General features: G+C 38.2%; 22 protein-coding genes. 10 read left to right on the top strand and 12 right to left on the bottom strand.

Translation table 11 applies throughout. The features are described from left to right. Positions 1-4: 4 nt before the first annotated feature. Positions 5-1267 carry an MBL fold metallo-hydrolase gene (locus VIG73_RS02970; protein WP_331639061.1) on the bottom strand — a complete coding sequence of 421 codons (1263 nt, stop codon included), beginning with the start codon at positions 1265-1267 and terminating at the stop codon, positions 5-7. A 215-nt stretch (positions 1268-1482) separates the two neighbouring features. Here VIG73_RS02970 and VIG73_RS02965 point away from each other — a divergent pair, with 215 nt between their 5' ends. Then, complete coding sequence (locus VIG73_RS02965; protein ID WP_331639060.1) at positions 1483-1683, top strand: hypothetical protein; 201 nt, start codon at positions 1483-1485, stop codon at positions 1681-1683. A 246-nt stretch (positions 1684-1929) separates the two neighbouring features. Here the strand turns inward: VIG73_RS02965 and VIG73_RS02960 are convergent, their stop codons facing one another. Continuing rightward, positions 1930-2463 carry a phosphoribosyltransferase family protein gene (locus VIG73_RS02960; protein WP_331639059.1) on the bottom strand — a complete coding sequence of 178 codons (534 nt, stop codon included), beginning with the start codon at positions 2461-2463 and terminating at the stop codon, positions 1930-1932. Between the two features lie 169 nt (positions 2464-2632). Then, positions 2633-3091 (bottom strand): SRPBCC family protein, encoded by a 459-nt coding sequence (locus VIG73_RS02955; RefSeq protein WP_331639058.1) that lies wholly within the window; start codon positions 3089-3091, stop codon positions 2633-2635. A 498-nt stretch (positions 3092-3589) separates the two neighbouring features. Between VIG73_RS02955 and cyoE the strand changes: the two genes are divergently transcribed. Together cyoE and VIG73_RS02945 are read left to right on the top strand one after the other, a co-directional pair. Next, positions 3590-4513 (top strand): heme o synthase, encoded by a 924-nt coding sequence (gene cyoE, locus VIG73_RS02950; protein WP_331639057.1) that lies wholly within the window; start codon positions 3590-3592, stop codon positions 4511-4513. Between the two features lie 145 nt (positions 4514-4658). Further along, positions 4659-5327: an HAD family hydrolase gene (locus VIG73_RS02945; RefSeq protein WP_331639056.1), complete on the top strand. Its 669-nt coding sequence runs from the start codon at positions 4659-4661 to the stop codon at positions 5325-5327. A gap of 74 nt (positions 5328-5401) precedes the next feature. Here VIG73_RS02945 and VIG73_RS02940 read toward each other — a convergent pair whose 3' ends face one another. Beyond that, on the bottom strand, positions 5402-6238 hold the full coding sequence (locus VIG73_RS02940; RefSeq protein WP_331639055.1) for a YitT family protein: 837 nt from the start codon (positions 6236-6238) through the stop codon (positions 5402-5404). A 219-nt stretch (positions 6239-6457) separates the two neighbouring features. Here VIG73_RS02940 and VIG73_RS02935 point away from each other — a divergent pair, with 219 nt between their 5' ends. Beyond that, entirely contained in the window at positions 6458-7828 is a 1371-nt protein-coding gene (locus tag VIG73_RS02935; RefSeq protein WP_331639054.1) for a leucyl aminopeptidase family protein, read from the top strand. Between the two features lie 755 nt (positions 7829-8583). Here the strand turns inward: VIG73_RS02935 and VIG73_RS02930 are convergent. Then, positions 8584-9444 (bottom strand): Cof-type HAD-IIB family hydrolase, encoded by an 861-nt coding sequence (locus tag VIG73_RS02930; RefSeq protein WP_331639053.1) that lies wholly within the window; start codon positions 9442-9444, stop codon positions 8584-8586. A 172-nt stretch (positions 9445-9616) separates the two neighbouring features. Between VIG73_RS02930 and VIG73_RS02925 the strand changes: the two genes are divergently transcribed. Beyond that, positions 9617-11461: an SLC13 family permease gene (locus tag VIG73_RS02925; RefSeq protein ID WP_331639052.1), complete on the top strand. Its 1845-nt coding sequence runs from the start codon at positions 9617-9619 to the stop codon at positions 11459-11461. Between the two features lie 59 nt (positions 11462-11520). On the opposite strand, the gene cydC is transcribed toward VIG73_RS02925, so the two are convergent. The 4 genes from cydC to VIG73_RS02905 are packed head-to-tail and all read right to left on the bottom strand — an operon-like array spanning position 11521 to position 17338. After that, positions 11521-13233 carry a thiol reductant ABC exporter subunit CydC gene (gene cydC, locus VIG73_RS02920; protein WP_331639051.1) on the bottom strand — a complete coding sequence of 571 codons (1713 nt, stop codon included), beginning with the start codon at positions 13231-13233 and terminating at the stop codon, positions 11521-11523. 1 nt (position 13234) lies between these two features. Continuing rightward, positions 13235-14941 (bottom strand): thiol reductant ABC exporter subunit CydD, encoded by a 1707-nt coding sequence (cydD, locus tag VIG73_RS02915; RefSeq protein ID WP_331639050.1) that lies wholly within the window; start codon positions 14939-14941, stop codon positions 13235-13237. Beyond that, positions 14941-15936, bottom strand: a complete 996-nt coding sequence (gene cydB / locus VIG73_RS02910) for a cytochrome d ubiquinol oxidase subunit II (protein WP_331639133.1) — start codon at positions 15934-15936, stop codon at positions 14941-14943. Before cydB ends, cydD begins: the two co-directional genes overlap by 1 nt. A gap of 4 nt (positions 15937-15940) precedes the next feature. After that, positions 15941-17338 (bottom strand): cytochrome ubiquinol oxidase subunit I, encoded by a 1398-nt coding sequence (locus tag VIG73_RS02905; protein WP_331639049.1) that lies wholly within the window; start codon positions 17336-17338, stop codon positions 15941-15943. Positions 17339-17741: 403 nt separating this feature from the next. Between VIG73_RS02905 and VIG73_RS02900 the strand changes: the two genes are divergently transcribed. Beyond that, complete coding sequence (locus VIG73_RS02900) at positions 17742-18185, top strand: OsmC family protein (RefSeq protein ID WP_331639048.1); 444 nt, start codon at positions 17742-17744, stop codon at positions 18183-18185. Between the two features lie 426 nt (positions 18186-18611). On the opposite strand, the gene VIG73_RS02895 is transcribed toward VIG73_RS02900, so the two are convergent. The 3 genes from VIG73_RS02895 to VIG73_RS02885 all read right to left on the bottom strand — a co-directional run bounded on the left by VIG73_RS02895 (position 18612) and on the right by VIG73_RS02885 (position 22403). Then, on the bottom strand, positions 18612-19553 hold the full coding sequence (locus VIG73_RS02895; RefSeq protein WP_331639047.1) for an LLM class oxidoreductase: 942 nt from the start codon (positions 19551-19553) through the stop codon (positions 18612-18614). A 191-nt stretch (positions 19554-19744) separates the two neighbouring features. Beyond that, a complete protein-coding gene (locus VIG73_RS02890; RefSeq protein WP_331639046.1) occupies positions 19745-20029 on the bottom strand; it encodes a metalloregulator ArsR/SmtB family transcription factor in 285 nt (94 codons plus the stop codon). Positions 20030-21248: 1219 nt separating this feature from the next. Next, positions 21249-22403, bottom strand: coding sequence for an iron-containing alcohol dehydrogenase (locus VIG73_RS02885; protein WP_331639045.1), 1155 nt, complete (start codon positions 22401-22403; stop codon positions 21249-21251). Positions 22404-22673: 270 nt separating this feature from the next. On the opposite strand from VIG73_RS02885, the gene VIG73_RS02880 reads away from it, so the two are divergent. From VIG73_RS02880 to VIG73_RS02865, 4 genes are all read left to right on the top strand, one after another. Next, the gene (locus VIG73_RS02880; RefSeq protein ID WP_331639044.1) at positions 22674-23696 is read left to right on the top strand and encodes an asparaginase; all 1023 of its coding nucleotides are present in this window, start codon (positions 22674-22676) and stop codon (positions 23694-23696) included. A gap of 73 nt (positions 23697-23769) precedes the next feature. Next, positions 23770-24495 (top strand): gamma-glutamyl-gamma-aminobutyrate hydrolase family protein, encoded by a 726-nt coding sequence (locus VIG73_RS02875; protein WP_331639043.1) that lies wholly within the window; start codon positions 23770-23772, stop codon positions 24493-24495. A 42-nt stretch (positions 24496-24537) separates the two neighbouring features. Then, positions 24538-25491, top strand: coding sequence for a dipeptidase (locus VIG73_RS02870; protein ID WP_331639042.1), 954 nt, complete (start codon positions 24538-24540; stop codon positions 25489-25491). Between the two features lie 99 nt (positions 25492-25590). Further along, positions 25591-25800, top strand: coding sequence for an alpha/beta-type small acid-soluble spore protein (locus VIG73_RS02865; protein WP_331639041.1), 210 nt, complete (start codon positions 25591-25593; stop codon positions 25798-25800). Positions 25801-26503 lie beyond the last annotated feature (703 nt).

The raw sequence follows: 26503 nt of genomic DNA, 5'->3' as shown, positions 1-26503 counted from the left end.
CTCCTTATTTTGTACAAGCTAAGCCTTCATCTTTAATATCTTTGATTCGGGCTGGTCCAATGCCTTTGACTCTCGATAGTTCTTCAACAGATGAGAATGGGCGTAATTTAGTGATTTGTTCTGCTCGGTCTGGCCCGATATGAGTGATGTTTTGTAACTCTTCAACTGAAGCTTTATTAAGGTTAATACAGTTTTTGGTTGTGGACTTATTCGCAGCCGGCTTTGCTTTTTTCTTCTTTGGTGATAGATTCGGCTGTTTCTGTTGTTCTTTTTTCGCACTGATTGTTTTCACTGTTTTTATTGAATAGTTTTTTCCATCTGTCGTTAACTGGATGGTGCCATTAAGATCGGTTCGATATATCTGAATCCCAGAGTTCTCCAATCGGTTCAAAATATCTGGATGAGGATGCCCATAAGAATTGTTCTCACCAACACTGATAATGGCAATCTCAGGTTGAACTGAATCGAGAAATGATTGTCCACTTGATGTGTTTGATCCATGATGACCGATATGTAATACATTTGCTTTTAAGTTTTGATTCGTATGAAGCATTTGTGTTTCAGCTTGTGTGTCAGCATCACCTGTAAATAAAAATTGATGTTCGCCATAAGTAAAGTGTACAGATAATGATTCTTCATTCACATGACCAGATATTGTTTGTGGATGAACGACCTCCACCTCAAGTGCCCCGATTGTAAACGATTCACCTGTTCGTGGTTCATGATAGTTAATATCGTTTGCTAATATTCCTTCAATTGACCGTTGGAAAACTTGTGACGAGCTTTCATTACCGGACATCCACACTTCGTCAACATTAAATGAATTGATTATTTCTGGTAATTGCCCAATATGGTCTGCATCCGGGTGACTAATAATGATTAAATCAAGCCCCGTCACGCCAATTCGTTCTAAATATTCAACGGTATCACTCCGTTTCCAATCACCTGTATCAAATAAAATGGCGTGATTGTCATATGTAAACAATGTCGCATCTGCTTGTCCGACATCAATATAGTGAATCGTCAATGTTGAGTTAGGCTGTTTATGACTTGTTTTAGTTTGCTTCTTTTCTTTTTGTATGTTTTCTTTCTTCTCTTCTTTCGGTGCTGACTTTGATTTTGTTTCTGAAGTAGAAGTCTGTTCGTCATTTGTGGTGGTTTCTATTGCACCAGTTTTTTCTTTTGATTCTAGTGAATCATTTACTTGTAATTGACACCCTGTCATGAAGAGTATCATGGTGATTAATAATGCTAAATAGCGTTTCAAACTTATTCCCCCAAATCTATTGTCTATCATTAATTTACACAAATTAGATGTAAAATCAACTGATTAAGTGTTAGTCAGATAGAAAAATGCGACTTTAACTAGAGGAAAAACATATTTTATCATGGCGTAACTACGTATATATTTATTATGCTTGTATGCACGTAAAAGAAAAATAACCGATAATAAAGAAAACATGAGGAAGGAGTCCATGTTTCTTGCTAGAAAAATTCGCTGTAATAATTGGAGTGACCTCTTTTTTACTAAATCCATATGTAAAAACATTGACTTATTTTCCGCAACATAAGACACCATTATTTAGCCAATGTGAACAATATAGTGGGCATATTGATCGATTTGAAGGGAAAGACGCGATTATTTTACTAGAAGATATAGGGGAAGAACAACATCATACATAAAACAAAATTGCCTCCGCTGAGTAAAGAAAATATCATCTTAAATGTAGAGCGAATTGGCGAAAATTGGTTGTTGTTTTCTATCAATTGGCAACAAACAAGGGAAAGGATTGACATGATCAAACAGCTTAATCGTAATAGATAAAGAGAATTAGAGTTGATGAGTCTCCTAGGAACAGGCGAAATCAGATCGTCCCTTTAATCTATTAAGGGTCATCCTATTATATATAAAAGGATGACCCGTTTCATTTAAAAGAGTGGTAATTTCTCTAAATAAATAATATCATTTCGATTAGCCGCGTCGCCTTCCGCTAAAATAGCCGCTTTTGCAGTAATTTTTCCACCAGCTTTTTCTACAAGATCTTCCAAAGCACGAATGGAATCTCCTGTACTGATGACATCATCAATCAGGGCAATTCGTTTGCCTTTAATGTGGGTGACATCATCTGTTCCAAGGCAAAGCAGTTGTTTACTTTGGGTTGTCATTGATGTCACTTCACTAATGAAAGGCTGTTGCATATATGCTTTAACGCTTTTTCTTGCAACAATATAGCGAGGCATATTTAACTGTTTTGCAAGTTCATGAACTAATGGAATCCCTTTTGCTTCAGCAGTAACGAGCAAGTCAACTTCGGGAAGTTGTTCGCTTAATAATTTTGCGGCAGCTGTCGTCATTTCAGCATCTCCTAAAATAACGAAACTCGCAATCTGTAAATCTTCTTTCACTTTAACTATCGGTAGTTGTCGTGTTATTCCTGCTATTGTTATTTCATATGTTTCCATCGTATTAACTCCAATCTGTTTAACGCGCTGTTCAAACTGTTTTGCATACGAACAATAATAACATTTTTAATAATATCGTTCAATTTATAAGGATTTTTTTTACATGTAAATGATAGAAAACGGATACAAATGGGTTGTTTTTCCAATTTACGTTAAATAATCCGAACGATTACATAATGAGTGCAGGTTGTTTTCTTAATATTTCTGTTTTGATACGCTTACCTAGTTGATTAAGCATTTTAGGCAACATATTTTTGACAATCGGACGAATCAAAGGGCCAGGCATACCTTTTACTTTAAGCTTAATGGTGGCATCAATTTTTGTTTCATTGTTACCGAAATCATTCGCATGTAGGCAAGCCTCTCCTGACAATTTATTTTGTAGGCTAGAAAAGTGTACGAGCATATGATACGGGTGGGTTGTTTTAACTCGATCAACTCTAAGCCGTATGGATTTTTCAATTAAGCCAAATTCGCCTTTAAAAGTCCAAATAGATTGTAATGGATTAATCTCGCGATGATTTATGTATCCATCCACAAAACTCGCCCAGTTATTAAAATCGTCAAGAAAAGTCCAGACATTTTGAAGCGGTAAATCGAGAGTCAGTTGATAATCAGTGACAGTCATGTGATGTTCCTCCTAAAGATTAATAAAAAATTGAACGACCAGTTGTTAATATATGAGTGATGGCACAATTTTAGACCGGTAATATTGCCTAGGAAATATCTTCGCGATGTTACTAAAATTCCCGAAGACAGGGGAAGGCAGGCTAAATACGCGACGTCCTGTCGCAACGCCTGGGACTGTGGTTACTCGTCCCACCGAAAAGCGTTTGCATTTGCACGTCCTATGCTGCGCAGGCTAAATACGCGACGTCCTGTCGCAACGCCTGGGACTGCGGTTACTCGTCCCACCGAAAAGCATTTGCACGTCCTGTGTCAACATCGACATTAGTAAGTTCTGTACGACATAAGTGCAAATTAAGGGTCAGGTGGAGTAAAAACGCCATTTGGACTAAATCTACCTTATCTTCGGTATGGTTTATAGCCAATTGCTAGAATCAAGGATTGTTTCGTGATAAGATAATGTATATCTGTCTAATTTTACAGTGGGGAGGGATTACAGATGAATCAGTTAAATCAAACATCGCATCATGAACAGTCATTGAAACAATCAAAAGCGCGTTCATTTTTACAAGATCTTAAATCACTCCTTAAATTTGTTGTATTAATTATTAATGTGATGCCTGTTCTGACAGGCTATGTACTAGCGCTTTATTTTACGGAAGAAGCCCTCTCTAATCATATCTCTTCACTTGTTTTCACTTTGGTCGGTAGCTTCTTTATTATAGCTGGAGCTCTTATTTTAAATAATTGGTATGAAGTCGACCTTGATAAACATATGAAACGTACGAAAGCCCGTCCAACTGTCACCGGTCATTTTTCATTAAGGACAGTTCTAATGATGGGAATTATTGCGACATTGATTGGTTTTAGTTTCCTTCTGTTTACAACTTGGTCTGCTGTATTGTATGCATTTATCGGTTGGTTTACGTACGTTGTTTTATATACATTTTGGACAAAACGCCGCTATACACTGAATACGATCATTGGAAGTGTATCTGGAGCAGTGACACCGCTCATTGGCTGGGCAGCTGTGACTTCGGTCTATCATATTGTACCGATAATGCTATTCATTTTATTATTTATTTGGCAGATTCCACATACATTCGCCATCGCTATGCGACGTTATGAGGATTATAAAGCCGCTGGTGTACCAATGCTTCCCGTTGTTGCTGGGTTTGAAGTGACTAAAAGACAAATGGTTGTTTGGATTATCACCTTATTACCTATTCCATTTTTCTTAACTTCTCTTGGAATGCCATTTGTTATTGTAGCAACGGTGTTAAATATATGGTGGTTACTTCTTGCATTCAGAGGATTTTATATGAAGGACGATATGAAATGGGCGAATATCATGTTTCGTTCATCTTTACAATATTTGACGGTTATTTTTGCGATGATGACGGTTATTGCTCTAATTGATTAGAGCTTATGGGATGTACTGATGTGCATCCCTTTTTTCTTTAAAAAGTACATTTCAGAATATAACGAACTCTTATTATTGCAGTTCGGTAATAAAATTGTTAGCATGGTTTATAATACAAGATAACGGATGTTAAAGGAGTGGCATAATGGCTGTCGTAACCGTAGATTTTGATGGAACTTTATTTCAAGGAAATTCGTTTAATGTTATGTTTGCAGCTGGTCAGAAAGAATTTACGTACAGAGAATGGACAACTGTTTATCGTCATTTAACCATGGCTCTAGCATTAGGGGCAACAAAAGGAATGAATGCGTTTCGACATCAATTCTTTAAAGGCTTTGCGAGAACGTTTAGAGGAAAAACAGAAGCAGAATTGGACCACTTTTTTGAAAAATTAGTTGACATTGGTGAAAAAGATATCCATTATGAATTAGTTAACCTAGTTCGTGAACATCAACAAAAAGGTGATCATGTCGTTATCCTTTCTGGAGCGCTACGGCCATTTTTAAAAGCGTTTGTAAAAAAAATCGGCCTAGATGTAGAGATAATTGGAACAGAACTAGGATATTATCCGAACGGTATCTGTACAGGTGAAATAGGAACGATTGTTAATGGCGATGAAAAAGTAAGGAAAGTAAGAGAATGGATTTATCACAAAAAGCGCCAGGGCTTATTAGCAGATGATACAGTTTGGGCCTATGCTGATAGTAAGAGTGATTTACCATTATTCGAATATGCTAACTATCCAGTCGTTGTTAATCCAAAATCAGATCTTGAAAAAGTAGCACAACGTAAAAAATGGCCCATTATTGCTTAAAAAAAATTCCCGCATGATGCTGACCGTTCGCCTCTCTTTCCAGAGGGGAACAGTTAGATCATAGGCGGGTTTTTTTATTTTGCTCCTTTATACCCTGCACGTCCAATTTCTTGAACATTATGGGTCGTAATATAAGCATTCGGATCAATTTCTTCAATTATTTTTTTCAATTGGACAATTTCTTGTTTATTAATAACGATGTAAAGAACTTCTTTATTTGTTTTTGTGTAGCCACCACGTCCTTCTAAAACGGTGAGTCCACGGGCCATTTTATTTGTCACTTCTGTTAATATTTGTTCAGGTTGCGAGGAAATAATTAAGACGGCGACGCGAATATTGGCACCTTCAATGACAATATCGATAATTTTGGCACCAACATAGACTGATACTAAAGTGTACATCGCTTTTTCCTGTCCAATAATAAATGCTGAAGCGAATATGACCAACACATCAATAATCAACATTCCTTTACCGACACTCCAGCCAAGAAGTTGATTCCCTAATTGGGCTAATATCGCAGAGCCACCAGATGTCCCCCCAGCTCGGAAAATCAAGCCAAGACCAAGTCCGACAGTCAACCCAGCAAATAAAGCTGCTAATAATGTATCATCATTAATTCCTTTTCCAATATCAACTGTAAAATGGAGGAATAGTGATGAAAATATGATCGAAATAATCGTGTAAAACATGGTTCGTTTCGTAAAATACTTATAACCAACTGCCAAGAGCGATGCATTCAATACAAAATTTACAATTCCTGGTGACCATGCAAATAAGTAATATGTAATCATCGTAATCCCAATGACACCACCTTCGGACAAGCGGTTTGGAATTGCGAAATAATTAATCCCGAAAGCAAATATGAATGAACCAATGATGACTAGTGCCACATCTCTGACTATTTTCGCCATCTTTCATCCCTCCTATTTTTCATATGGTGTTTTTTTGAACTACAAGAGGCTATTTTAAATGTTAAAAGGAGACTTTGCAACTATTTTCACAACAATAATTGTAGCACATTATCATGGTAGCCAAAGAAATAAAATTTATGAGTACGAAGAAATCTATTCATTCGGAAAGCGAAATAGTATATACTAGAATATAATTATATATTAGGGGAGGAATTTACTATGAAAGCTCAGATTATCTTGGAAACGGATAAACGGATTCAGGAGCAAGCTGTCTTAAAAGATTATGTTGCCAAACAATCCGGAGATTATGTAACTGTGACACTTTCTGAAGGTGTAGTCGCTGTTTTGAAATCAGTCGAAGAAAAGAAAAAAACGACAGAACATGTGCGTATGACAGCCGGTTCGATTGCACGTCATCTCGGTAAACAAAAGGTAACAGAAGTAGAAGTTGAGCAATCTGTATTAAATGAATATGTTGATTTAGCAGATGATCAAGTGGTAACAGCTTTTGTTGAAGGTTGGAATCTAGGAAACTATTCATTTAATACATATCAATCTAAAAAAGATACTATTAAGCCTACTCTATCAGTTAAAGGTGACGGCAGTGAAATTGTTAAAGCGGGGGAGATTCGTGCTGATGCGACTGCTTTTGCTCGCGATTTAATGAATGAGTTGTCAAACGTATTAAATCCAGAAACATTTCCAACACGTCTTCAAGAAGAATTTAAAGACTCAGCTGTTGAGGTAACTGTTTTTGATAAAGCTGAACTTGAAAAGCGTGAAATGAACGGTGTTTTAACTGTTGGGCAAGGGAGTCAATATGAACCGCGTTTCGTCGAATTAAAATATTGTAGTGATTCTTCTAAACCGTTAGTGGCTCTCGTAGGAAAAGGTGTGACCTTTGATACAGGTGGTATTAGTTTGAAAGGCTCACGAAATCTTAGTGATATGCGGATGGATATGGGAGGAGCGGCTGCAGTTTCTGGAGCGATGAAGTTGCTTTCTGAATCAGAAGCAAAAGTTAATGTCGTTGCACTCATTCCAATGGTTGAAAATAACATTGACCAATCGTCCGTTTTACCAGGTGAAGTCATTAAATATAAAAATGGCAAAACCGTGCAAATTGGTAATACCGATGCAGAAGGTCGCCTCATTTTAGCAGATGGTTTAATCCGTGCGGGCGAATTAGAAGCGGATTATGTCGTTGATATTGCAACATTAACAGGTGCGATTTGGGCTGCGTTAGGCTCGAAAATGGCCGGTGTATTTGGTGAACAAGAACTACTGAATCTTATGAAGGATATTGGTGATGAAAACGGTGATTTCAACTGGCCAATGCCACTCGTTGATGCTTATGAAAGCTATCTGAAAAGCTCTTATGCTGATATTTGTAATATTAGTAACAAAGGTGAAGCTGGCTCAATTACTGCGGCATTATTCTTGCGTCATTTCGTTCCAGAAAATACAAAATGGGCGCATGTCGATATTGCCGGTGTTATGGAAAGTACAGAAAATGGATATTACGCAAACTCCGCTACAGGATTCGGTACACGACTATTAGCAGACTTTACTGTTCGCGTGTCTGAGTAATTAAAGGGGCTATAAATTAGAAGACCGAAGCCAATTATAACTGGTTTCGGTCTCTTTATTATTTATGTTTATGTAGTGGTTTATTGGATCTGAATTCTGTAACAAGTGGGGCCCACTATCCGATGCGATTAAGATAAAAAATAAAAACCGCAGCGAAAAGAATCCTTCACTCCGCATGGTCTCTAGAGAAAAGCGTCATCGGTGAGGAGTGTGGCTCTGTACTCTGCATGGTTTCTTGAGAAAAGCGTCATCGGTGAGGAGTGTGGCTCTGTACTCCGCATGGTTTCCTGAGAAAAGCGTCAACTGTGAGGAGTGGTGTTCTGTACTCCGCACGATTTCTTGAGAAAAGCGTCAACGGTGAGGAGTGGTGTTCTGTACTCCGCACGGTTCCCTGAGAAAAGCGTCAACGGTGAGGGGTGTAGCTCTGTACTCCGCACGATTTCTTGAGAAAAGCTTCAACGGTGAGGAGTGGTGTTCTGTACTCCGTGTGGTTTCCTGAGAAAAGCGTCAACGGTAAGGAGTGTAGCTCTGTACTCCACACGAACTCTTGCAAAAAGTAGATTAAGTGTGGAGTAGATTCTACTACTTTATCCAAACAACAGGAAAAGGCACAACTAGTAACAAGTAGAGCTTCAAATAGATTCAAAAATCGAGGAAAAATTCAATCTGAATTAAAAGCAGCCTAGATCATAGACGAAATTCACTAGCTGCTCCTCATCTATCTCGCAACTCCCAAGCGTCGCTTCAATATAAAATTATCTCTTCTCCAATACCTTTTGAATTGCATGGGCGACGCCATTTTCATCATTTCGTTTTGTAACGGTATCACAGTGAGCTTTAATCTCGTCATCAGCATTTTCCATAGCGACACTATGGCCCGCGATTTTTAGCATTGATAGATCATTATAATTGTCACCGATGGCCATGACATCTTGCAGATCAATTCCTTTAGATTCGGCGAAGGCTTTTAAAGCGATACCTTTTTGGGCATCGCGATGATTAAACTCAAGATTGACACTAGCAGAAGCGGTGATTGCTAATGAATCGACATGTTGATACGCCGCTTTTATTTGGGCTAATGACGTTTCATCTGGTGAAAAAGCAAGTACTTTATAAATATCAATGTCAGGATTTTTTAAAATCGCTTCATAATCTGTCGTAAATTGGACATTCTCTGCTCGAAAGCGATCGTCAATCCGCTCTTTAATTTCTTCAGTTGAAACATCAGGGTTTGATGTTTTAACGATATCAATCACAACTTGGGTAAAGTATTCCCGACTTGTTGAAAAAACGCCCTTACTTGAGAAAACTTCGAAATAAATGTCATTTTCCTGGCAGCTCTTAGCAATTTGCTGAGCGAGCTCCTTATCAAGTGGGATGTCATTGATTTTTTCATGGTTCTCTGAAAATACAACAGCACCGTTTAACGTAATCATTGGTAGATGTAAACCAACAGCTTCTAATTCAGGTACAGCTGTTTCATACGCTCTTCCTGTCGCTACAATAACCTCAATGCCTGCCTTTAAGGCTTGTTTAATCGCTGCAGCATTTTCTGGACTTACTTGGCCAAGCTCATTTAATAATGTTCCGTCTAAATCCGTCGCAATTAGTTTCATGTTTTCCTCTCCTATAAAAACAAGTCCTATCAAAATTGTATAGTTAAACTGTAACATGTTAGCTAGTAAGAGTCACATATTTAATTTAATATTTTCCTGTTTGTGTCGAATATACTAATATAGGACATGTGAATAATGTATGGATGGCTTGTGGAAGAAAGCAGGGGTAAAAATGAATACGGATATGCTCACAACATTTTTGACCTTAGGTATAGCAACAGCTTTTTTTATTCATGGAAAAATTCGCTCAGACCTTATAGCGATTGGTGCCTTACTTGTGCTTATCATAGCAGATATTATTACACCAAATGAGGCATTATCTGGTTTTTCAAATTCAGTTGTCGTGATGATTGCGGGTTTATTCATTGTAGGAGCAGGAATATTTAATACAGGTTTAGCTAAAATGCTGGGCAATCAGTTATTAAAATTGGGTGGTAATCACGAAGGGCGCTTGCTTGTCATTATCATGGTGACGGTTGGTGTCTTCAGTGCTTTTATGAGTAATACGGGAACAGTCGCTGTATTACTTCCAGTTGTTATGAGTATGGCAGTTAGTCTAAAAACAAGTCCATCGAAATTACTCATTCCATTAGCTTTTGCTAGTAGTTTAGGTGGCGTATTAACGATGATCGGAACACCGCCAAACCTTGTTGTCAATGGCTTACTAAAAGAACATGGTTATGAACCACTACATTTCTTTGGTTTTACTCCGGTTGGTCTTGTAGCTTTTATTACTGGGATATTATTTATGACATGGATTGGTCAAAGGATGTTACCAAATCATCAGCATATGCAGCAGCAAATGAATGAAGAACAAACAGGACAAGAACTTGTCGGTATTTATAATATCAATCATTTATTATATTTAATTGAAGTCCCAGATACATCACCAATCATCGGTAAATCACTTATTGGGCTTGATTTAACAGGAAGATTTGATGTAACTGTTATATCATTTGAGAGAAAAGAATCTGATGGTCTGCAACTATTCGGTAATGGAGCTCATGTTGTTGTTCCTAAAACACATACAACTTTTCAAGCGGGGGATCAAGTGCTTGTCTTTGGACAAGCTGAGGCGATGATTAAAGAATATGGCTTACGTGATATTACAGAGCGGACTGAAGTGAAGGAGCGCTTTCTGTCTCGGGAATTTGGTTTAACTGAAATTCTAATCGCACCACAATCTAAATTCAAAAATAAAACCTTGCGTGATATTCATTTTCGGAAAAAATATCGCTGTAATGTGTTAGCTCTTAATCTTAACGGTTATTATATATTAAAAGATGCAGCCAAACAGTGCTTACGCCCGGGAGATGCTTTACTCGTCTATGGGAAATGGGATGATATGGAAATGTTGTCAGAGATGATCGATGATGTTGTTGTCGTTGGAAAAGTATCGCAAAAAGCGACAACCGCAATTGCTAGGGGGAAGGCACCCATTGCTGGTGCGATTATGTTATTGATGCTTCTACTTATGACATTTGAATGGTTAGACCCTGTTGTTACTGTTTTACTGTCTGCCTTTTTAATGATTGTTACCGGCTGTGTTCGCTCGACAAGTGATGCTTACCGAACGATTAATTGGGAGTCCGTTTTTCTTATTGCTGCTATGCTTCCAATGGCTACAGCACTTGAGAAAACGGGTGGCGTACTCGTCGTTAGTGAAGCACTTCTCAATATATTAGGTGATTATGGACCATATGCTGTTTTAACTGGATTTTATTTGTTAACGATGACACTTAGTCAATTCATTAGTAATACAGCAACGGCTGTTTTATTTGCTCCGATTGCAATGACAACAGCAGTAAGTCTAGGTGTAAGTCCGTATCCATTTGTTATAGCAGTTGCTATTTCAGCGAGTATGGCCTTTGCGACACCTGTTGCTTCGCCAACGAATGCACTTGTTATGAATGCAGGTGGCTATACTTTTAAAGACTTTGCAAAAATTGGTGTCGTTCTGCAACTCGTCTTAACTGTCGTTATGATCATCGCGATTCCGTTTTTCTTTCCATTCTAAACGAAAAGCACGTCTTCTGATTAATAAGGGCAATATATCAGAAAGCGTGCTTTTCTTTGTTACCCAAGATCCATTGCGTAAAGCTTTTTATAATAATCATTCGTTGTTAACAACTCTGTATGGCTACCTTGGATATAAATTTTACCATGACGTAAAAATAGTATCTCATCCATCATATGTGCACCGGCTAAATGGTGGGTGACCCAAATAACGGTTTTATTCGTCGTAGCTTTAAAAACAGTTTCAAGCAATTCCCTTTCTGTTTGCGGGTCAAGTCCGACTGTAGCTTCATCAACTAAAATAATCGGTGTGTTTTGCAGAAGAACACGGGCAAAAGCAATCCGTTGTCTCTCACCACCTGAGAAGCGGTTTCCTAGCTCCTCAACTGATGTTTGTAATCCTTTTGGCAATGAGTCAATGAGTTCAGTTAATTGTGCCTGGTCAACGACGTTTTGAATCGCCGCATCACTTGCATGTGGGTTACCAATTCGAATATTATTTTCAATCGTTGTATTAAATAAATGTGGCTTCTGATTCAAAACCGCTACCGCTTGGGAAAGCAATCCACTATGCATCGGTTTTCCTCCGACTGTAATTTTTCCGTGAGTTGGTTCTAACACCCCAGCTAAAAGTTTTAATAAGGTTGATTTACCAGTGCCACTTTTACCTAAGACGGCAATTTTCTTTCCAACAGGAATCGTTAATGACATTGAATCAATGACATTTCTCTGAGCGTTTGGATAATGATAACTGACCTCATTAAGAACGATTGTTGCATCTTGCGAATGATCCCATGTTTCGTCTTTTGGAAAATCAAGTGGCAGATGACTATGTTCAACACGTTTAATCCGCTGAACGGAATCTGTATAACTTGGCAAATGTTCAACGGCATCTGATATTGGTGCTAGTGCATCTGTAATGGACATGATCATTAAAGTAAACGCCGCAATCAATGTGGGAGTAATTGTTTCTAAACCAGCTTGTTTATTGGCCCAAATGAGCATTAAGATAACAGCGATGCCGATAACAAGTTGAATCATGGCGTTGCGCATTCGTTCCCAGTTTTGTAGATGACGTTCTGTTTGTAAAAGTTTTGCATCGTTTTGTTGTTGGGCTTTTAATAAGTCAGTTGTCCGCCCACTTGCTTGCCAATCCGTTAATCCAAAAATCGCATCAGTTAATTGTCCATATAGTGTTTGGCGCTCTTTTTTTATGACGAGATGATTTTTTCTTGTCATCGTAAATGAAAGCCACGGAATTAAAAAGACGATCACGCCGAGTAAAAAGAGCATCATCAAGGCAAATGGTATATCAAAGATGCCGATAACTATAATAAATACAGCATAAATAAAGACACCAATGACACTCGGAATAATGGAGCGTAGATATAAGTCTTGTAAATGTTCGATATCATCCGAGAGTACCCCAAGAAGGTCTCCTGTTTGATAACGCGAACGTAAAAACAAGGCTTGTGGCTCAACAATATGGTAAAGTCGCTTTCGCATATGGGCTAAAATCCGTAAGACTAAATCATGGCTGACGAGTTTTTCAGCATAGGGAAAAGCAGCTTGACCGATACTAAAAGCTCTCACAGCAACAATTGGGACATAAACGAGCATGACATTTTCAGGTTGGAGAGCGGATTTAGAAATCAGGTATCCAGACGTAAAGAGTAGCATCGCTCCAGAAGCTACGCCGAGTGCCCCAAGTAATATCGCAAAGAACATTCTTCCCTTATATTGCTTTATATACGGCTTTACCCAATCCTTCATCCTAATTCACCACCCTCGTTAAATTGACATAATGTCCATTTTTAGCGATTAGTTCGTTATGTGTTCCATGTTCAATTAAGCGACCATCATCAATCACGAGGAGGTGATCCATATCTTTCATCCAATGATAGCGATGTGTCGCTAAGAAAACGAGCTTATCTTTAAATATATCTAGCATTAATTGTTTGATTTCATACTCAGTCTCAATATCTAAATGTGCTGTTGGTTCATCTAATAACAAAATGGGCTTTTTGCTTAGTAGTGCGCGCGCCATAGCAATTCGTTGTTCTTGACCGCCACTTAATTCACGAGCTCCTTCACCAATTTTTTCGTGAATGCCGTTAGGAAGATCTTGAACAAAAGATGATAGCCCAATTTTCTCAATCACTTTAGCTACTTGTTCATCCGTCGCCTCTGGATCATAAAAGCGAATATTATCAGCTAATGACATCGGAAAAATATACGGGTGTTGTGGAATATAAGCGATATAATTTAACCAATCGTCACGATTAAATGAATTTACTAATTCATCGTTGACCGTCATCGTGCCATTTGTCGGTTTAATAAAGCCAGCGAGAACATGAATGAGTGTTGATTTTCCAGCACCACTAGCACCGACAATGCCTACCATCCCATGATGAGAACAGGAGAAACTGATGTTATCTAATAAAACGTGTTCATCCTTTTCAACACGTACTTGTTTAAGTTCAAGTGTACTTGATGAGTTCCACTTAATTGGTTTTGTTACGCGTTCTTTTTCTATAGGTTGAGCTAAAATTGTATCAATTTCATCCATCGCTACTTGCCCATCTAATGTTGCATGATAATCTTTACCGACTTGACGAATGGGTAAAAAATACTCTGGTGCTAAGACAAGTATCGTTAGGGCTGGTAATAAATCTGTCGTACCATCAATTAATCGAAAGCCGAGACTGACAGCAACGAAAGCAATCGATAAACTTGTGAAAAAATCAAGTGCAAATGATGATAAAAATGCGACGCGTAAGGTACGCATTGTTGCTTTACGATATTGTTCACTGACACGTCCGACTTTAGCTTCATGTTTTAAGCTTTGACCAAGGTATTTTAATGTTTCTAATCCTTTTAATGAATCAATAAAGTGATTAGATAAAACACGATATGTCGCATACTGACTATCGGCCATCTTTTGAGCGGCAATGCCGAGTAAAATCATGAATACGATAACAATCGGTACCGTTACAATTAGAATGACGGCCGATTTTTTATCAAGTGTAAAAATATATATAACAATAAGGGCAGGGATAATCATTGTACGAATGATGCGCGGAATAGCTAAGGTTAAATAGTTTTTCAGGTTGTCAATTCCTTCAATAGCTAGTGTCACTAACCGCCCTGTGCCTAATCGTTGAACGAAACCGCGGCCATTTTTGACATATGTCTGAATGAGCTCAGCTCGTAAGTTTTTACCGATTCGTTCGGCAAACTTTTCCGCTACATATTGTTGTAAGAGAGAAATACTATGTTTTAGTATGAAGGCAATAAAAAAGAATAAGAAATCAGTCATAACATCAGTTAATGCCTGACCTTTAAATAAATAGGTGATTGCCCGAGCCAAAAAGATGGCTTGGGCAATGGTCCCTATTGCTTCAAGTATGGATAGGCTTCCTAATAAGATATATACAATTTTACTACCAGGATAATTTGGAAGACCTTTTTGCCGTTTCATTAATAAGTGACATCCTTTTTCGTTACTCGTTTACGGAAGACGAAGTAACTCCATGTTTGATAAGCTAATACAAATGGTAAAAAGATAATCGTGGCAATCAGCATTGTTTTTAAAGTATAACTGCCTGAAGATGCTGTTTGGACAGTTAAGCTATACATGTCATTAATCGAACTGATCATCACGCGCGGGAACATCCCGATAAAAATACTAGCACTTAAAAATAGAATGGTTAGACTTGTCATTGTAAAAGCAAGTCCATCTTTTTTCTTACGGTTAAGCATTGTACCATAGAGGAGGACGACCCATGTTAAGATTGGTAGAATCACCCAGAAATTCCCATGGTATGTGAAAATATCAGTTTTAATATACCCAATAACAGCGAAGAGTAATACGGCGATTAATGTAAATGGCGCTAATATATTTGCTACTTTACGTGCACGTTCTTGTAATTTACCTTCTGTTTTTAAAGTAATGAATTGTAGCCCGTGTTGGGTTGTGACGAGTAAGAACATCACACCGCCGAGTAAGGCAAATGGATGTAAGAATTGTAAGAAGCCACCGACCATTTCCTTATCTGCATCAATTGGCATCCCCGTCATAAAGTTTGCGAGGACGACTCCCCATAAGATAGGAGGTAAAAAGCTACCGATAAAGATTCCCCAATCCCAAGTGTTCCGCCATTTAGGATTTGCTACTTTACTTCTAAATTCAAAGGCTACACCACGTATAATTAGGGCAAGTAGCATGAGTACAAGTGGGATATAAAACCCACTAAACATCGTTGCGTACCAATGTGGAAAAGCGGCAAACATAGCTCCACCGGCAGTGATAAGCCAAACCTCATTCGCATCCCAAAAAGGTCCAATTGTATTAATATACACCCGTTTTTCTATATCATTTTTACCTAAAAATCGAGCGACAGTGCCAACACCAAAATCAAACCCTTCCAAGATAAAGAAACCAGTAAATAAAACTGCGATTAATATGAACCAAATTTCATTAAGAGACAACTTCGGTTCCCTCCTTACTAAATGGATCAGTTGTGATTGGTGCTTGCTTATTATCTTCACCATTCTTTTTAATATGCTGAACGAAGAGGTAAACTAATACTGCTCCTAAAATAGCGTAAATTGTATTAAATGAAATGAGTGAGAAGAGCACTTCATTTGCTGTCACAGTTGGTGAGACAGCATCTTCTGTTTTCATAATGCCAAAGACAACCCATGGTTGACGACCAAGTTCAGTCATTAACCAACCGACTGTATTAGCAATAAACGGTAGTGCAATCGACCAGACCATTAATTTTAAGAAGCGGGTATGTTTTTCAAGTTGGTCTTTTCTTGTTGCGAACCAACCATAAATAGCTAAGATTAACATCAATGTTCCCGAAAGTGCCATGGCACGGAAACTCCAGAATACTGTTTTAACTGGTGGAACATAATTTCCAGGGCCATATTTTTCTTCATATTCTTTTTGTAATTCATTTATCCCTTGAACAGACCCACTAAACTTATTGTATGACAAGATACTAAGGACATATGGAATGTCGAGTTGCCAGTTATTTTTTTGATTTTCACTATCAATACTTGCAACCACTGTAAATGGAGCAGGGTCACCACTGTTTTCCCACAGTGCTTCTGCTGCAGCCAGCTTCATCGGTTGTGATTGGACTAAATGCTGTGCTTGGTTATGACCTGTTACGATAATGAATAATGATGAAATAGCGGCTACGATAATCGAGATTTTAAATGATTTTTTAAACAGATCGACATCGTGTTTTTTTGTAATTTTCCATGCACTAATACCTGCAATAAGAAAGGCACCTGTTGCAAAGGCAGAGATGAGAACGTGTGGGAATTGTACCCATAAATGTGGGTTTGTCACAATTTCCTTGAAACTAACCATTTGTGCACGTCCATCAGCAAATTCATATCCAACAGGCGATTGCATAAATGAATTAGCTGTTAAAATCCAAAAAGCGGATAAGATCGTTCCAATGGATACAAGCCATACGGAAAGTAAGTGTACGCGTTTAGACAGGCGGTCCCAGCCGAATACCCATAAACCGATAAAGGTTGATTCCATAAAGAAAGCTAATAAACCTTCGATTGCTAATGATGGACCAAATACATCACCAACGAATCGTGAGTATGTTGACCAGTTCATACCAAATTGGAATTCTTGTAAAATACCAGTAACAACACCGACAGCAAAGTTAATTAAAAACAACGTTCCCCAAAATTTAGTCATACGTTTGTATTTCTCGTCATCTTTAACGACATACATCGTTTGCATGATAGCAATGATTAACGCAAGACCAATTGACATTGGAACAAAGAAATAGTGAAAAATGGTTGTAGAAGCAAATTGAAGCCTAGCTAACCAGAGTGGATCCATATTGTCATTCTCTCCTTTATGATGTAATTTCTGTAACGTGTGAACCATAGTTAACAATACGTACATAGTGAAAACTAACTTACTTATAGTATAAGGGATGAATTTGTTAATTCGTTCACAAAGTGTTACAGAGCGTTGACTATTTATTGACAGATTCATGAACAGCTGCCAAATTCCACTCGCAACGTCACATCACATAATATCACAGGAATATAACATACCCTAACATATGATTTGTGTTTTTTTATATAAAAAACCCCCCAATGCCTTGATATGACTAAGGTTAAGTTAATTAATGAACATTTTGTGAAGAGATTCACAAAATGTTCAAATTCACCAAGTCATTATTCTTGTATACTGAAGATGTAAAGGAAATCTTTAACAAAAGAGAGGGGCAAGACATATGGCTAAATCATTATTTCATGCAAAAGCTCATTTACAAGAAGGTGTACAAGTAAAAGTAAAATCAAGACATTTTGAAGTTACAATTGATGAACCAAAAGAACTCGGTGGAACTGATACGGGGATGAATCCAGTCGAGCTTATGTTATGTGCATTTGGAGCTTGTCAATCAATTGTAGCAAGAATGTTTGCTAAGAAATTTGAAATCGAATTTGATGATTTTTGGGTTGAATTAACTGGTGAGTTAGACACAGACGGCTTCCTACATAAAGCTGACGATGTTCGCCCAGGCTTTCAATCAATCGAATATGACATCCATATTAAAACAGATGCACCCCGTGAAAAGGTAGAAGAATTTGTAACATTTATTGAAAATACATGCCCAGTTGGCGATACGATTGCTCACTCTACTAAAATGGAATTAAATGATATCGTGATTGAATAAGAAGGAGAGCCAATTCAACTAACTTTAGAAAAAAGCGATTATATAAAAACGCGATTTCCAATATTAAAGGAAATCGCGTTTTATTTTATTCTTAATATCGTTTCGGCTTATCTTTGCAAGAAGTCACAAGGTGGTTTTCTAGCGGGTCTCAAAGATCCAATCTTCTGTTTGACATTCTGTTGGTGTCGTTCCCGCGGGTACTTAAATGTATAATTAACGTTATAAGTACCGTTGGTGGTGTTCCCGCGGGTACTTAATTGTAGAAACAACGTAGTAGGTACCGTTGGCAGGACTCCCGCGGGTACAGAATTGCAAAGCCTACTTAATAAGTACTTTAAGCAGTGCTCAATGCAATATGTCTTTCCCTAAAATAAAAAACAGGAATTGTATTTCCGCAGATGTTTTCTTCACAGTTCACAGTCTTTTCTAAGATAAGGATGGAAAATGTGGTAATACCTCATTGGCCAATTCATCTATTACTGTTTCAGCGTCGCGCTGACTATATTTGAGGTTAAGCATCACATGGTTAACACCAATTTGTTCTAATGATTTTAAAAAATGAATAAGATGCTTTCTTCCAAGACGGAAACCGAGGTGGATTGGAGTTGGCTCCGTATCAGGATCTTCTGTCAAATCAATATACAATGATTGTAAAAACGGTTTAAATGTAGATGTTGCTTCACGCCATGCTTGTACAGACTGTGATTGTTGATGAATATTTCTTGGATAGTACATCCAACCATCTCCGTTTTCTGCAATCCAGTCAAATGGCTGGCGACTTGACCCTGTTATAATCAATGGAATATCGCTATGATAAGGCTTAGGTAACACCCCAGCATTACGGTGAATACGACCAACTTGACTTTCAATCATTGGAAAGTCTTCATTTAATAATTGCTTAAAATAATCAAAGGTTTCTCGAAAGGCTTTACCATGAGATGGAATGTTAATATTAAATGCAGGAAATTCCACCCGCCGGTCACCTGAGGCAATCCCTAAAACAAGTCGCCCTTTCGAGAGTTGGTCTATCGAAGCAGCGGCTTTTGCGAGATGAATCGGATGTCTTAACGGAAAAATAATGCTCCCGGTTCCAAGTGTAATTTCTTCTGTATGAGCTGTCAAATAGCCTAAATAGACCCACGGATCATAGATTTGGCCAACATCCCCGAAATAGGGATCAAATAGAGGGATGTCTCTCACCCATAAAGCTCCAAATCCTAATTCTTCAGCTTTTTGAGCCATTTGAATATGTTTTTCCATTGAGGGAATGCTCCCTGAATAGGCTTCAATCGGAATGAATAATCCGATTGTCAGTTTGTTTTCTTTAAAAATTCGTTTATACCCTTGCTTGTTATGGAAAGTTTCCATCACCAATCACTCCAGAGTTAATTTAAATTTGTTAGGGCTTCATGTATTGAATCGTCACCATTAATCAATTCAATATCTTGAAAGTACCATCTAAATCAATTTATCTTTTCCATATGTTCTCACATATCTAGAAATTTCGATATATATAAGTGATGATTTTAATTATTTTGTGGATATTAAGAATCGCATATTTATAAATCCATCATATATTGTTTGATTTCTTCGATTTGTTTTTCGTTTCTTTTGTAATAGGTCCATTGCCCTTGACGAGTTGATTGAATGAAGCCAGCATCTTGTAAAATAGATAAGTAAAGCGATACGGTTGATTGGGATAGCTCGACTTTCTTTTGAATATCACTCACACATACACCTTCTGGATATACGTCTGGAAAATGTTTTTCGGGTTCTTTTAACCATTGCAAAATTTGTATCCGTGTCGGGTTGGATAAGGCTTTATAAATACGTATAAGATCCAATTTTATCACCACATATCATTTTAAATTTATTATATATCGAGAATAATCGATATGCAATGGATGTGCTTATTCCCAATCAGCGAATTCACGACCGAGTTGGCATGCTTTTTTTCTATTTTTAATGGTATGTTGGAAAAAAAGACATGTCAACGTTCACTTTCATGGGAAAGGAATTATAGCAAGACATGACATTAAAGCTTCAATGCGTTCCCTCACATGTGAAAACCCTGTTGAGACAACGCATTGAAGCCTCAACACAGCCTCTCGCGGTTGAAAAGCATGATGAGACACCGCATTGAAGCCTCAATCCAGCCTCTCGTGGTTGAAAATCATAACGAGACACCGCATTGAAGCCTCAACACAGCCTCTCGTGGTTGAAAATCATAACGAGACATCGCATTGAAGCCTCAACACAGCCTCTCGTGGTTGAAAAGCATGATGAGACAACACATTGAAGCCTCAATGCAGCCTCTCGCGGTTGAAAAGCATGATGAGACAACACATTGAAGCCTCAACACAGCCTCTCGCGGTTGAAAAGCATAACGAGACCACGCATTGAGTATTCAACACAGCCTCTCGTGGTTGAAAATCATAACGAGACATCGCATTGAAGCCTCAACACAGCCTCTCGTGGTTGAAAAGCATGATGAGACAACACATTGAAGCCTCAACACAGCCTCTCGCGGTTGAAAAGCATGATGAGACATCGCATTGAGGCTTCAATCCAGCCTCTCGCCGTAGAAAATCATAACGAGACACCGCATTGAGCATTCAACACAGCCTCTCGTGGTTGAAAATCATAACGAGACAACGCATTGAATCCTCAATGCAGCCTCTCGCGGTTGAAAAGCATGATGAGACACCGCATTGAGGCTTCAATCCAGCCTCTCGCCGTTGAAAATCAAAACGAGACATCGCATTGAAGCTTCAATCCAGCCTCTCGCCGTTGAAAATCAAAACGAGACCACGCATTGAAGCTTCAATACCCGTCGTCAGGGTAAAGAACCGCTCTAAGCTATTAAATTGCAATGGCAATGCGCCCTCTTACTTGAATAAAACGCATGTGAGCTCCCATAGGACTCTATAATTTAAAATGCGTTTGAAAAATAAATATCAGCATATAAAACAAGCAGAGAAAATAGACATATTTCTCCGCTTGTGATATTTGGGGACGTTTTAGAACGTCCCATTTATTTTTAAAATTGTTTACGACAATCTCTTAGTATGCTGCTTTAAAAATGTTAACAATATCTTGTTCCTTACCTTGAATAGGGTTGCTTACTGCGTTTCCATCTTCAAGAGCAAGTTTCGCCATTTTTTCAAAGTCTTCTTCTTTAACACCTAGATCACGTAAGCTAGATGGAATGTTAACATCTTCAGATAATTTACGGATAGCGGCAATTGCTTTATCAGCTGCTTCACGAACAGATAAGCCTTCAATATTTTCACCCATGAATTCTGCAATATCAGCAAATTTCTTAGGGTTAGAGATAATATTGAATTCTTCAACATGTGGAAGTAACACAGCGTTTGCAACACCGTGTGGAATGTCATAAAGACCACCTAACTGGTGAGCCATTGCATGTACATAACCTAAACCAGCGTTGTTAAAGGCCATACCAGCTAATAGTGATGCATGAGCCATGTTTTCGCGCGCTTCAATGTTTTTACCATAGGCAACAGCTTGACGTAAGTTAGTTGAAATTAATTTAATTGCTTGGATTGCCATTGAATCAGTTACTGGGTTAGCACCTAGAGATACATATGATTCAATGGCATGTGTTAAAGCATCCATTCCAGTAGCTGCTGTTAAGCCAGCAGGTTTACCAACCATTAGTTCTGGGTCATTAATGGATACGAGTGGTGTATTTCTCCAGCTAACGATAACGAATTTTATTTTCTTTTCTGTGTTTGTAATCACACAGTGACGTGTTACCTCACTTGCAGTACCCGCTGTTGTATTTACACATACAATTGGTGGTAATGGATTTGATAATGTTTCAATTCCTGCATAATTTTCATAAAGATCGCCTTCATGAGTTGCGGCAATTCCGATTCCTTTACCACAGTCATGGGAACTACCGCCGCCAACTGTAACAATTAAATCGCAATGTTCATCCTGGAATACTTTTAATCCGTTTTTAACATTTGTGTCTTTTGGATTCGGTTCTACTTCATCATAAAATGCATAAGAGATTCCTGCTTCATTTAATGATTCTGTTACTTTTTCGACAGGACCTCCAGGTAAAGAACGTAAGAAACCATCTGTTACGATTAGTGCTTTTTTACCACCAAGAATTTTACAGCGTTCACCAGTTACTTTTACAGCCCCACGGCCGAAAAAGTTTACGTTAGGCATAAAAAAGTCATACATATGTTTTTCCTTCTTTCCTGCTAAGTTTGGTATTTAGTATGAAACATGTTTGAAAAAATATGCTTCATGCTTCATTAACAATCTTGGCACTATAGTCATGTTATTACTATTAACAAGGGTCAAAAGTCCTAACTTCAAATATCGTGAATTTTATTTTAAATGTAATATAGTTGTCTATCCAGGAAAAATTTGAAGATATTTTGCATTTATTAATAGGTTATTGGTATAATTTACATAAATTTCACATAATAGATGGAGAGGAAGAACAGCATGAATCATTCAAAGGAACCCATTCTCGTATATCGAGGAGATTATATTGAAAGTACACATCAAATCCATATCGCCGTTATGTCAGCGAAAGGGGAATTAGTCGCTTATTATGGTGATCCACACCGACTCACTTTTGCACGCTCATCAATGAAAGCGTTTCAAGCGCTTCCAGTTGTTGAATCTAGTGCTATGGAGGCTTACGATTTAACTGAACGCGAATTGTCCTTGTTTTGCGCGAGTCATATCGGTGAACTGTATCATCGGGATACGGTTGCTACTGTATTAAATAAACTTGATCTTCAGGAGTCTCATTTGCAATGTGGCACACATATCCCGAGACATCAAGAAAGTTATGAACAGCTTATTCAAGAAGGGGGAAATCTCACACCTTTATTTAGTAATTGTTCGGGAAAACATGCCGGAATGTTAGCGGGATGTAAAAAGCAAGGGTTTCCATTAGATACATATCGTGATGTAACTCATCCTTACCAACAGCAAATTATCGATGCCATTTCAGATATTAGTGGATATCCAAAGGGAAAAATAGCGACATCTGTTGATGGTTGTGGAGTCCCTGTTCATCGTTTGCCATTAGATAAAGTTGCTTTACTTTTTGCCCGTTTAGCAAGTCCGGGAAACTGGGATACGAAAAACGAGTTACGTCAACATAGTTTAGACAGAATTCGTCAAGCGATGGTCGATTATCCCGAAATGGTCGCTGGTACAAAACAGTTTGACACAGATTTAATGCGAGCTTTTAAAGGGCGCCTTGTTGCTAAAGGTGGGGCAGAGGCTGTGCATTGTTTTGGGGATAAAGAAACAGGTCTTGGTGTAGCCATTAAGGTCGAAGATGGCAACGCAAGGGGAACGCGTGTCACGGCAATGGAAGTTTTGCATCAATTAGGTATCGGTGACGAATCGATTCGAAATGAGTTAGAACAATATGTTGAAGAGGCGGTTTTAAATGCACGTGATGAGAAAATCGGTAAAATTATAACGCAGTTTCAATTGAATTTTTTATAAATTTTTAATTGAAAATGGGTAGCACTGTTATGAAGTGCTCAAACGTTTAATAAGGGGATAGGAGGAGATTTGTATGAAACCAATTATTGGAATAACACCATCGATGGAGTTGGATGAAACGTATTATATGGTAGCTAATGCGAATATTAAAGCAATTTTAAAAGCGGGTGGTATTCCGGTTGTGTTGCCATATTATGAGGATAGTAGTGATGTGTCACAAATTGTTGGTGAGATTGATGGTCTTTTAGCGACAGGTGGATATGATGTTGATCCGACATATTTTGGTGAGGAGCCACATCCGAAACTAGGAACTGTTATTCCTCAGCGTGATCAATTTGAAAAGGTGATTATCGAAGAAATGTTAAAGCTAGATAAGCCAATTCTTGGGGTTTGTCGGGGCAGCCAAATCCTGAATGTCACGGTTGGTGGTGATATGTATCAAGATATTTATGCACAATGTCAAGACCGTGATTTACTACAACACAATCAGAAGGCACCACTTAGTCACGGAGCTCATTATGTTGATGTCACAGAAAGCAGCTTACTGCATCAAATTACAGGTCTTAAAACTTTGCGAGTGAATACGCGCCACCATCAAGCAAATCGAAGGGTTAAGGCTCCTTTACAAGTAAGTGGGACAGCACGTGATGGAATTGTTGAAGCGATTGAAAGTAAAGAACATCGTTTTGTTTTGGGATTGCAATGGCATCCAGAAAATATGATAGCTGCAGGCGATGAGGCGTCATGGAACATTTTTAAAGCCTTTATTGATGCGTGTTCGAAACGTCATGAAGAATAATTCCATGCTATTTTTAAAAACATATTCGGGGATGGTGAAATCATGAGAATCATTGATGCACATTGTGACGCACTATATAAGCTACAACTTGCTCAAAGAGGAAAAATGTACGGTATCGAACATTTACAATTTAAAGATAGTCCATCTTTAGATACGAATTTTAATCGTTTAAAAGAAGGGAACTATATGGCTCAGTTTTTTGCTTTATTTTTAGAACCTAATATCCCGACTTATGAAAAATGGGACTATTTATTGGAACAAATAGATTTATTTCATTCAGAAATTTTAGCGAAAAATCCTGATATGGTCCATATTAAAAAATGGGAAGATCTCGACAAGTTGGAAGACCATCAAGTCGGAGCGATATTAACGCTTGAAGGGGCAGATCCGTTCGGCAATGAATTAGTTAAGTTAAGACAGCTTTATCGTGAAGGCATTTTATCAATTGGTCTTACATGGAATCATGCGAATCTTTGTGCTGACGGGGCGGGTGAGCCACGTGGTGGTGGCCTAACGTTGCTTGGTAAAGAAGTTGTCAAATTAAATAATGAACATAATGTGTTTACAGATGTGTCTCATTCAACGGTAAACGGTTTTTGGGACATGATTGAATTAGCAGATTACCCAATTGCGAGTCATTCTAATGCTCGAGCACTTTGTGATCATCCTAGAAATCTGTATGATGATCAAATTAAAGCGATGTTTGAAAAAAACGGTCTTATCCATGTTGTATTCAATCCACCGTTTATTAATAAGGATAGCAAAGAGGCGACGATTGCCGATTTAATTAAGCATATTGATCATTTATGTGCATTAGGTGGAGTGAAGCAAATTGGGTTCGGTTCGGACTTTGATGGGATTAGTTATTATATTGATCGGTTAGAGCATGCTGGTCATTATGAAAATTTAATGAATGAGTTATTGAAACATTATACAGAAGACGAAGTTCGCGGATTTGCCTATCAAAATTTCCTCGACCATCGTCCAGGTCTATAAAAATGGCTGCTTTATATTCCATGTATAAACATGCGAATCTGTCACATTGTAAAGATGAATAGGAAACAAACTATTCAATCCCACAAGGAGTGATCACAAATGGCACGCAGGAACAACAATAATCAATTGCTTGTGCCTGGAGCGGAAGACGCGGTGAACAACATGAAAGAAGAAATCGCTAATGAAATGGATGTTGAGTTAGGTGCCGATACAACTGCACGTGAGAACGGAAAAGTGGGTGGCGAAATGGTGAAGCGTATGATCCGAATCGCCGAAGAAACAATGGCCCAACGTAGAGGACGAAGTTAGTCTCTCGTAATGATGGTCATAAAAGGTGCTCCCTTTTGGGGGCACTTTTTTTAATGATGTTAAGAGAGTGCTACCCGTTGTGGTTCTCTCTTTTTGCGGATTCGTATCTGGTGGGAAGCTCTACCCGTTATGGTTACTTCTTTTTTCGTGAAACCGCATCTGGTAGAATGCTCTACTCATTGCTTAATTGCTTTTTTTAGAATTTGCAAAGAGTAGGTTGTTCCACTCCTCACATAATCCTTGATTACCCGCACTAATTGAGGAGTAGATATCCATTCATTAACTAGTCCTAAGTAAAATCTAGGAGATGCTTTAACTCGAATATAATAAGACAGTTTATATTAATCCCCTTGAAAGATGAAATAGAGCAATTCCCTATATAGTGTAAGACAGTCTATTTTTCATGCCTAAAACATGCGAATTATTAGAAATTTCCCTTTATCCTAATGGGTATTATGGTATACTGAAGTTACAATAGATCGGCTTCACATGAGGGGTGGCGCACCATTTACCTTTTTGGGTTTCCAAGAAGGGGGTGATGCCTATGGACGAAACAATGTATTTCACCTTGTCCCTAATGATTTCATTTGGGATGCTGGTGGCGTATATGATGTCCAATCATAACAATAAAAAATAACCCCTTATGTGCTTAGCAGGCCTTGGGGTTATTTTTAATCCCGCGTGCCCCTCTTGATGGGGTTCG

The sequence above is a fragment of the Cerasibacillus sp. genome (assembly GCF_036516575.1).
Lineage (GTDB): Bacteria > Bacillota > Bacilli > Bacillales > Amphibacillaceae > Cerasibacillus.
Note: the sequence above shows the minus strand (reverse complement) of the source record. Positions and strands in the feature narration are given on the sequence as shown.

Bases quoted from the DNA above. Each gene is read 5' to 3' on its own strand.
- VIG73_RS02960 (WP_331639059.1), bottom strand. From the start codon at position 2,463: ATGGAAACATATGAAATAACAATAGCAGGAATAACACGACAACTACCG.
- VIG73_RS02955 (WP_331639058.1), bottom strand. From the start codon at position 3,091: ATGACTGTCACTGATTATCAACTGACTCTCGATTTACCGCTTCAAAAT.
- cyoE (WP_331639057.1), top strand. From the start codon at position 3,590: ATGAATCAGTTAAATCAAACATCGCATCATGAACAGTCATTGAAACAA.
- VIG73_RS02945 (WP_331639056.1), top strand. From the start codon at position 4,659: ATGGCTGTCGTAACCGTAGATTTTGATGGAACTTTATTTCAAGGAAAT.
- VIG73_RS02940 (WP_331639055.1), bottom strand. From the start codon at position 6,238: ATGGCGAAAATAGTCAGAGATGTGGCACTAGTCATCATTGGTTCATTC.
- VIG73_RS02935 (WP_331639054.1), top strand. From the start codon at position 6,458: ATGAAAGCTCAGATTATCTTGGAAACGGATAAACGGATTCAGGAGCAA.
- VIG73_RS02930 (WP_331639053.1), bottom strand. From the start codon at position 9,444: ATGAAACTAATTGCGACGGATTTAGACGGAACATTATTAAATGAGCTT.
- VIG73_RS02925 (WP_331639052.1), top strand. From the start codon at position 9,617: ATGAATACGGATATGCTCACAACATTTTTGACCTTAGGTATAGCAACA.
- cydC (WP_331639051.1), bottom strand. From the start codon at position 13,233: ATGAAGGATTGGGTAAAGCCGTATATAAAGCAATATAAGGGAAGAATG.
- cydD (WP_331639050.1), bottom strand. From the start codon at position 14,941: ATGAAACGGCAAAAAGGTCTTCCAAATTATCCTGGTAGTAAAATTGTA.
- VIG73_RS02905 (WP_331639049.1), bottom strand. From the start codon at position 17,338: ATGGATCCACTCTGGTTAGCTAGGCTTCAATTTGCTTCTACAACCATT.
- VIG73_RS02900 (WP_331639048.1), top strand. From the start codon at position 17,742: ATGGCTAAATCATTATTTCATGCAAAAGCTCATTTACAAGAAGGTGTA.
- VIG73_RS02895 (WP_331639047.1), bottom strand. From the start codon at position 19,553: ATGGAAACTTTCCATAACAAGCAAGGGTATAAACGAATTTTTAAAGAA.
- VIG73_RS02885 (WP_331639045.1), bottom strand. From the start codon at position 22,403: ATGTATGACTTTTTTATGCCTAACGTAAACTTTTTCGGCCGTGGGGCT.
- VIG73_RS02880 (WP_331639044.1), top strand. From the start codon at position 22,674: ATGAATCATTCAAAGGAACCCATTCTCGTATATCGAGGAGATTATATT.
- VIG73_RS02875 (WP_331639043.1), top strand. From the start codon at position 23,770: ATGAAACCAATTATTGGAATAACACCATCGATGGAGTTGGATGAAACG.
- VIG73_RS02870 (WP_331639042.1), top strand. From the start codon at position 24,538: ATGAGAATCATTGATGCACATTGTGACGCACTATATAAGCTACAACTT.
- VIG73_RS02865 (WP_331639041.1), top strand. From the start codon at position 25,591: ATGGCACGCAGGAACAACAATAATCAATTGCTTGTGCCTGGAGCGGAA.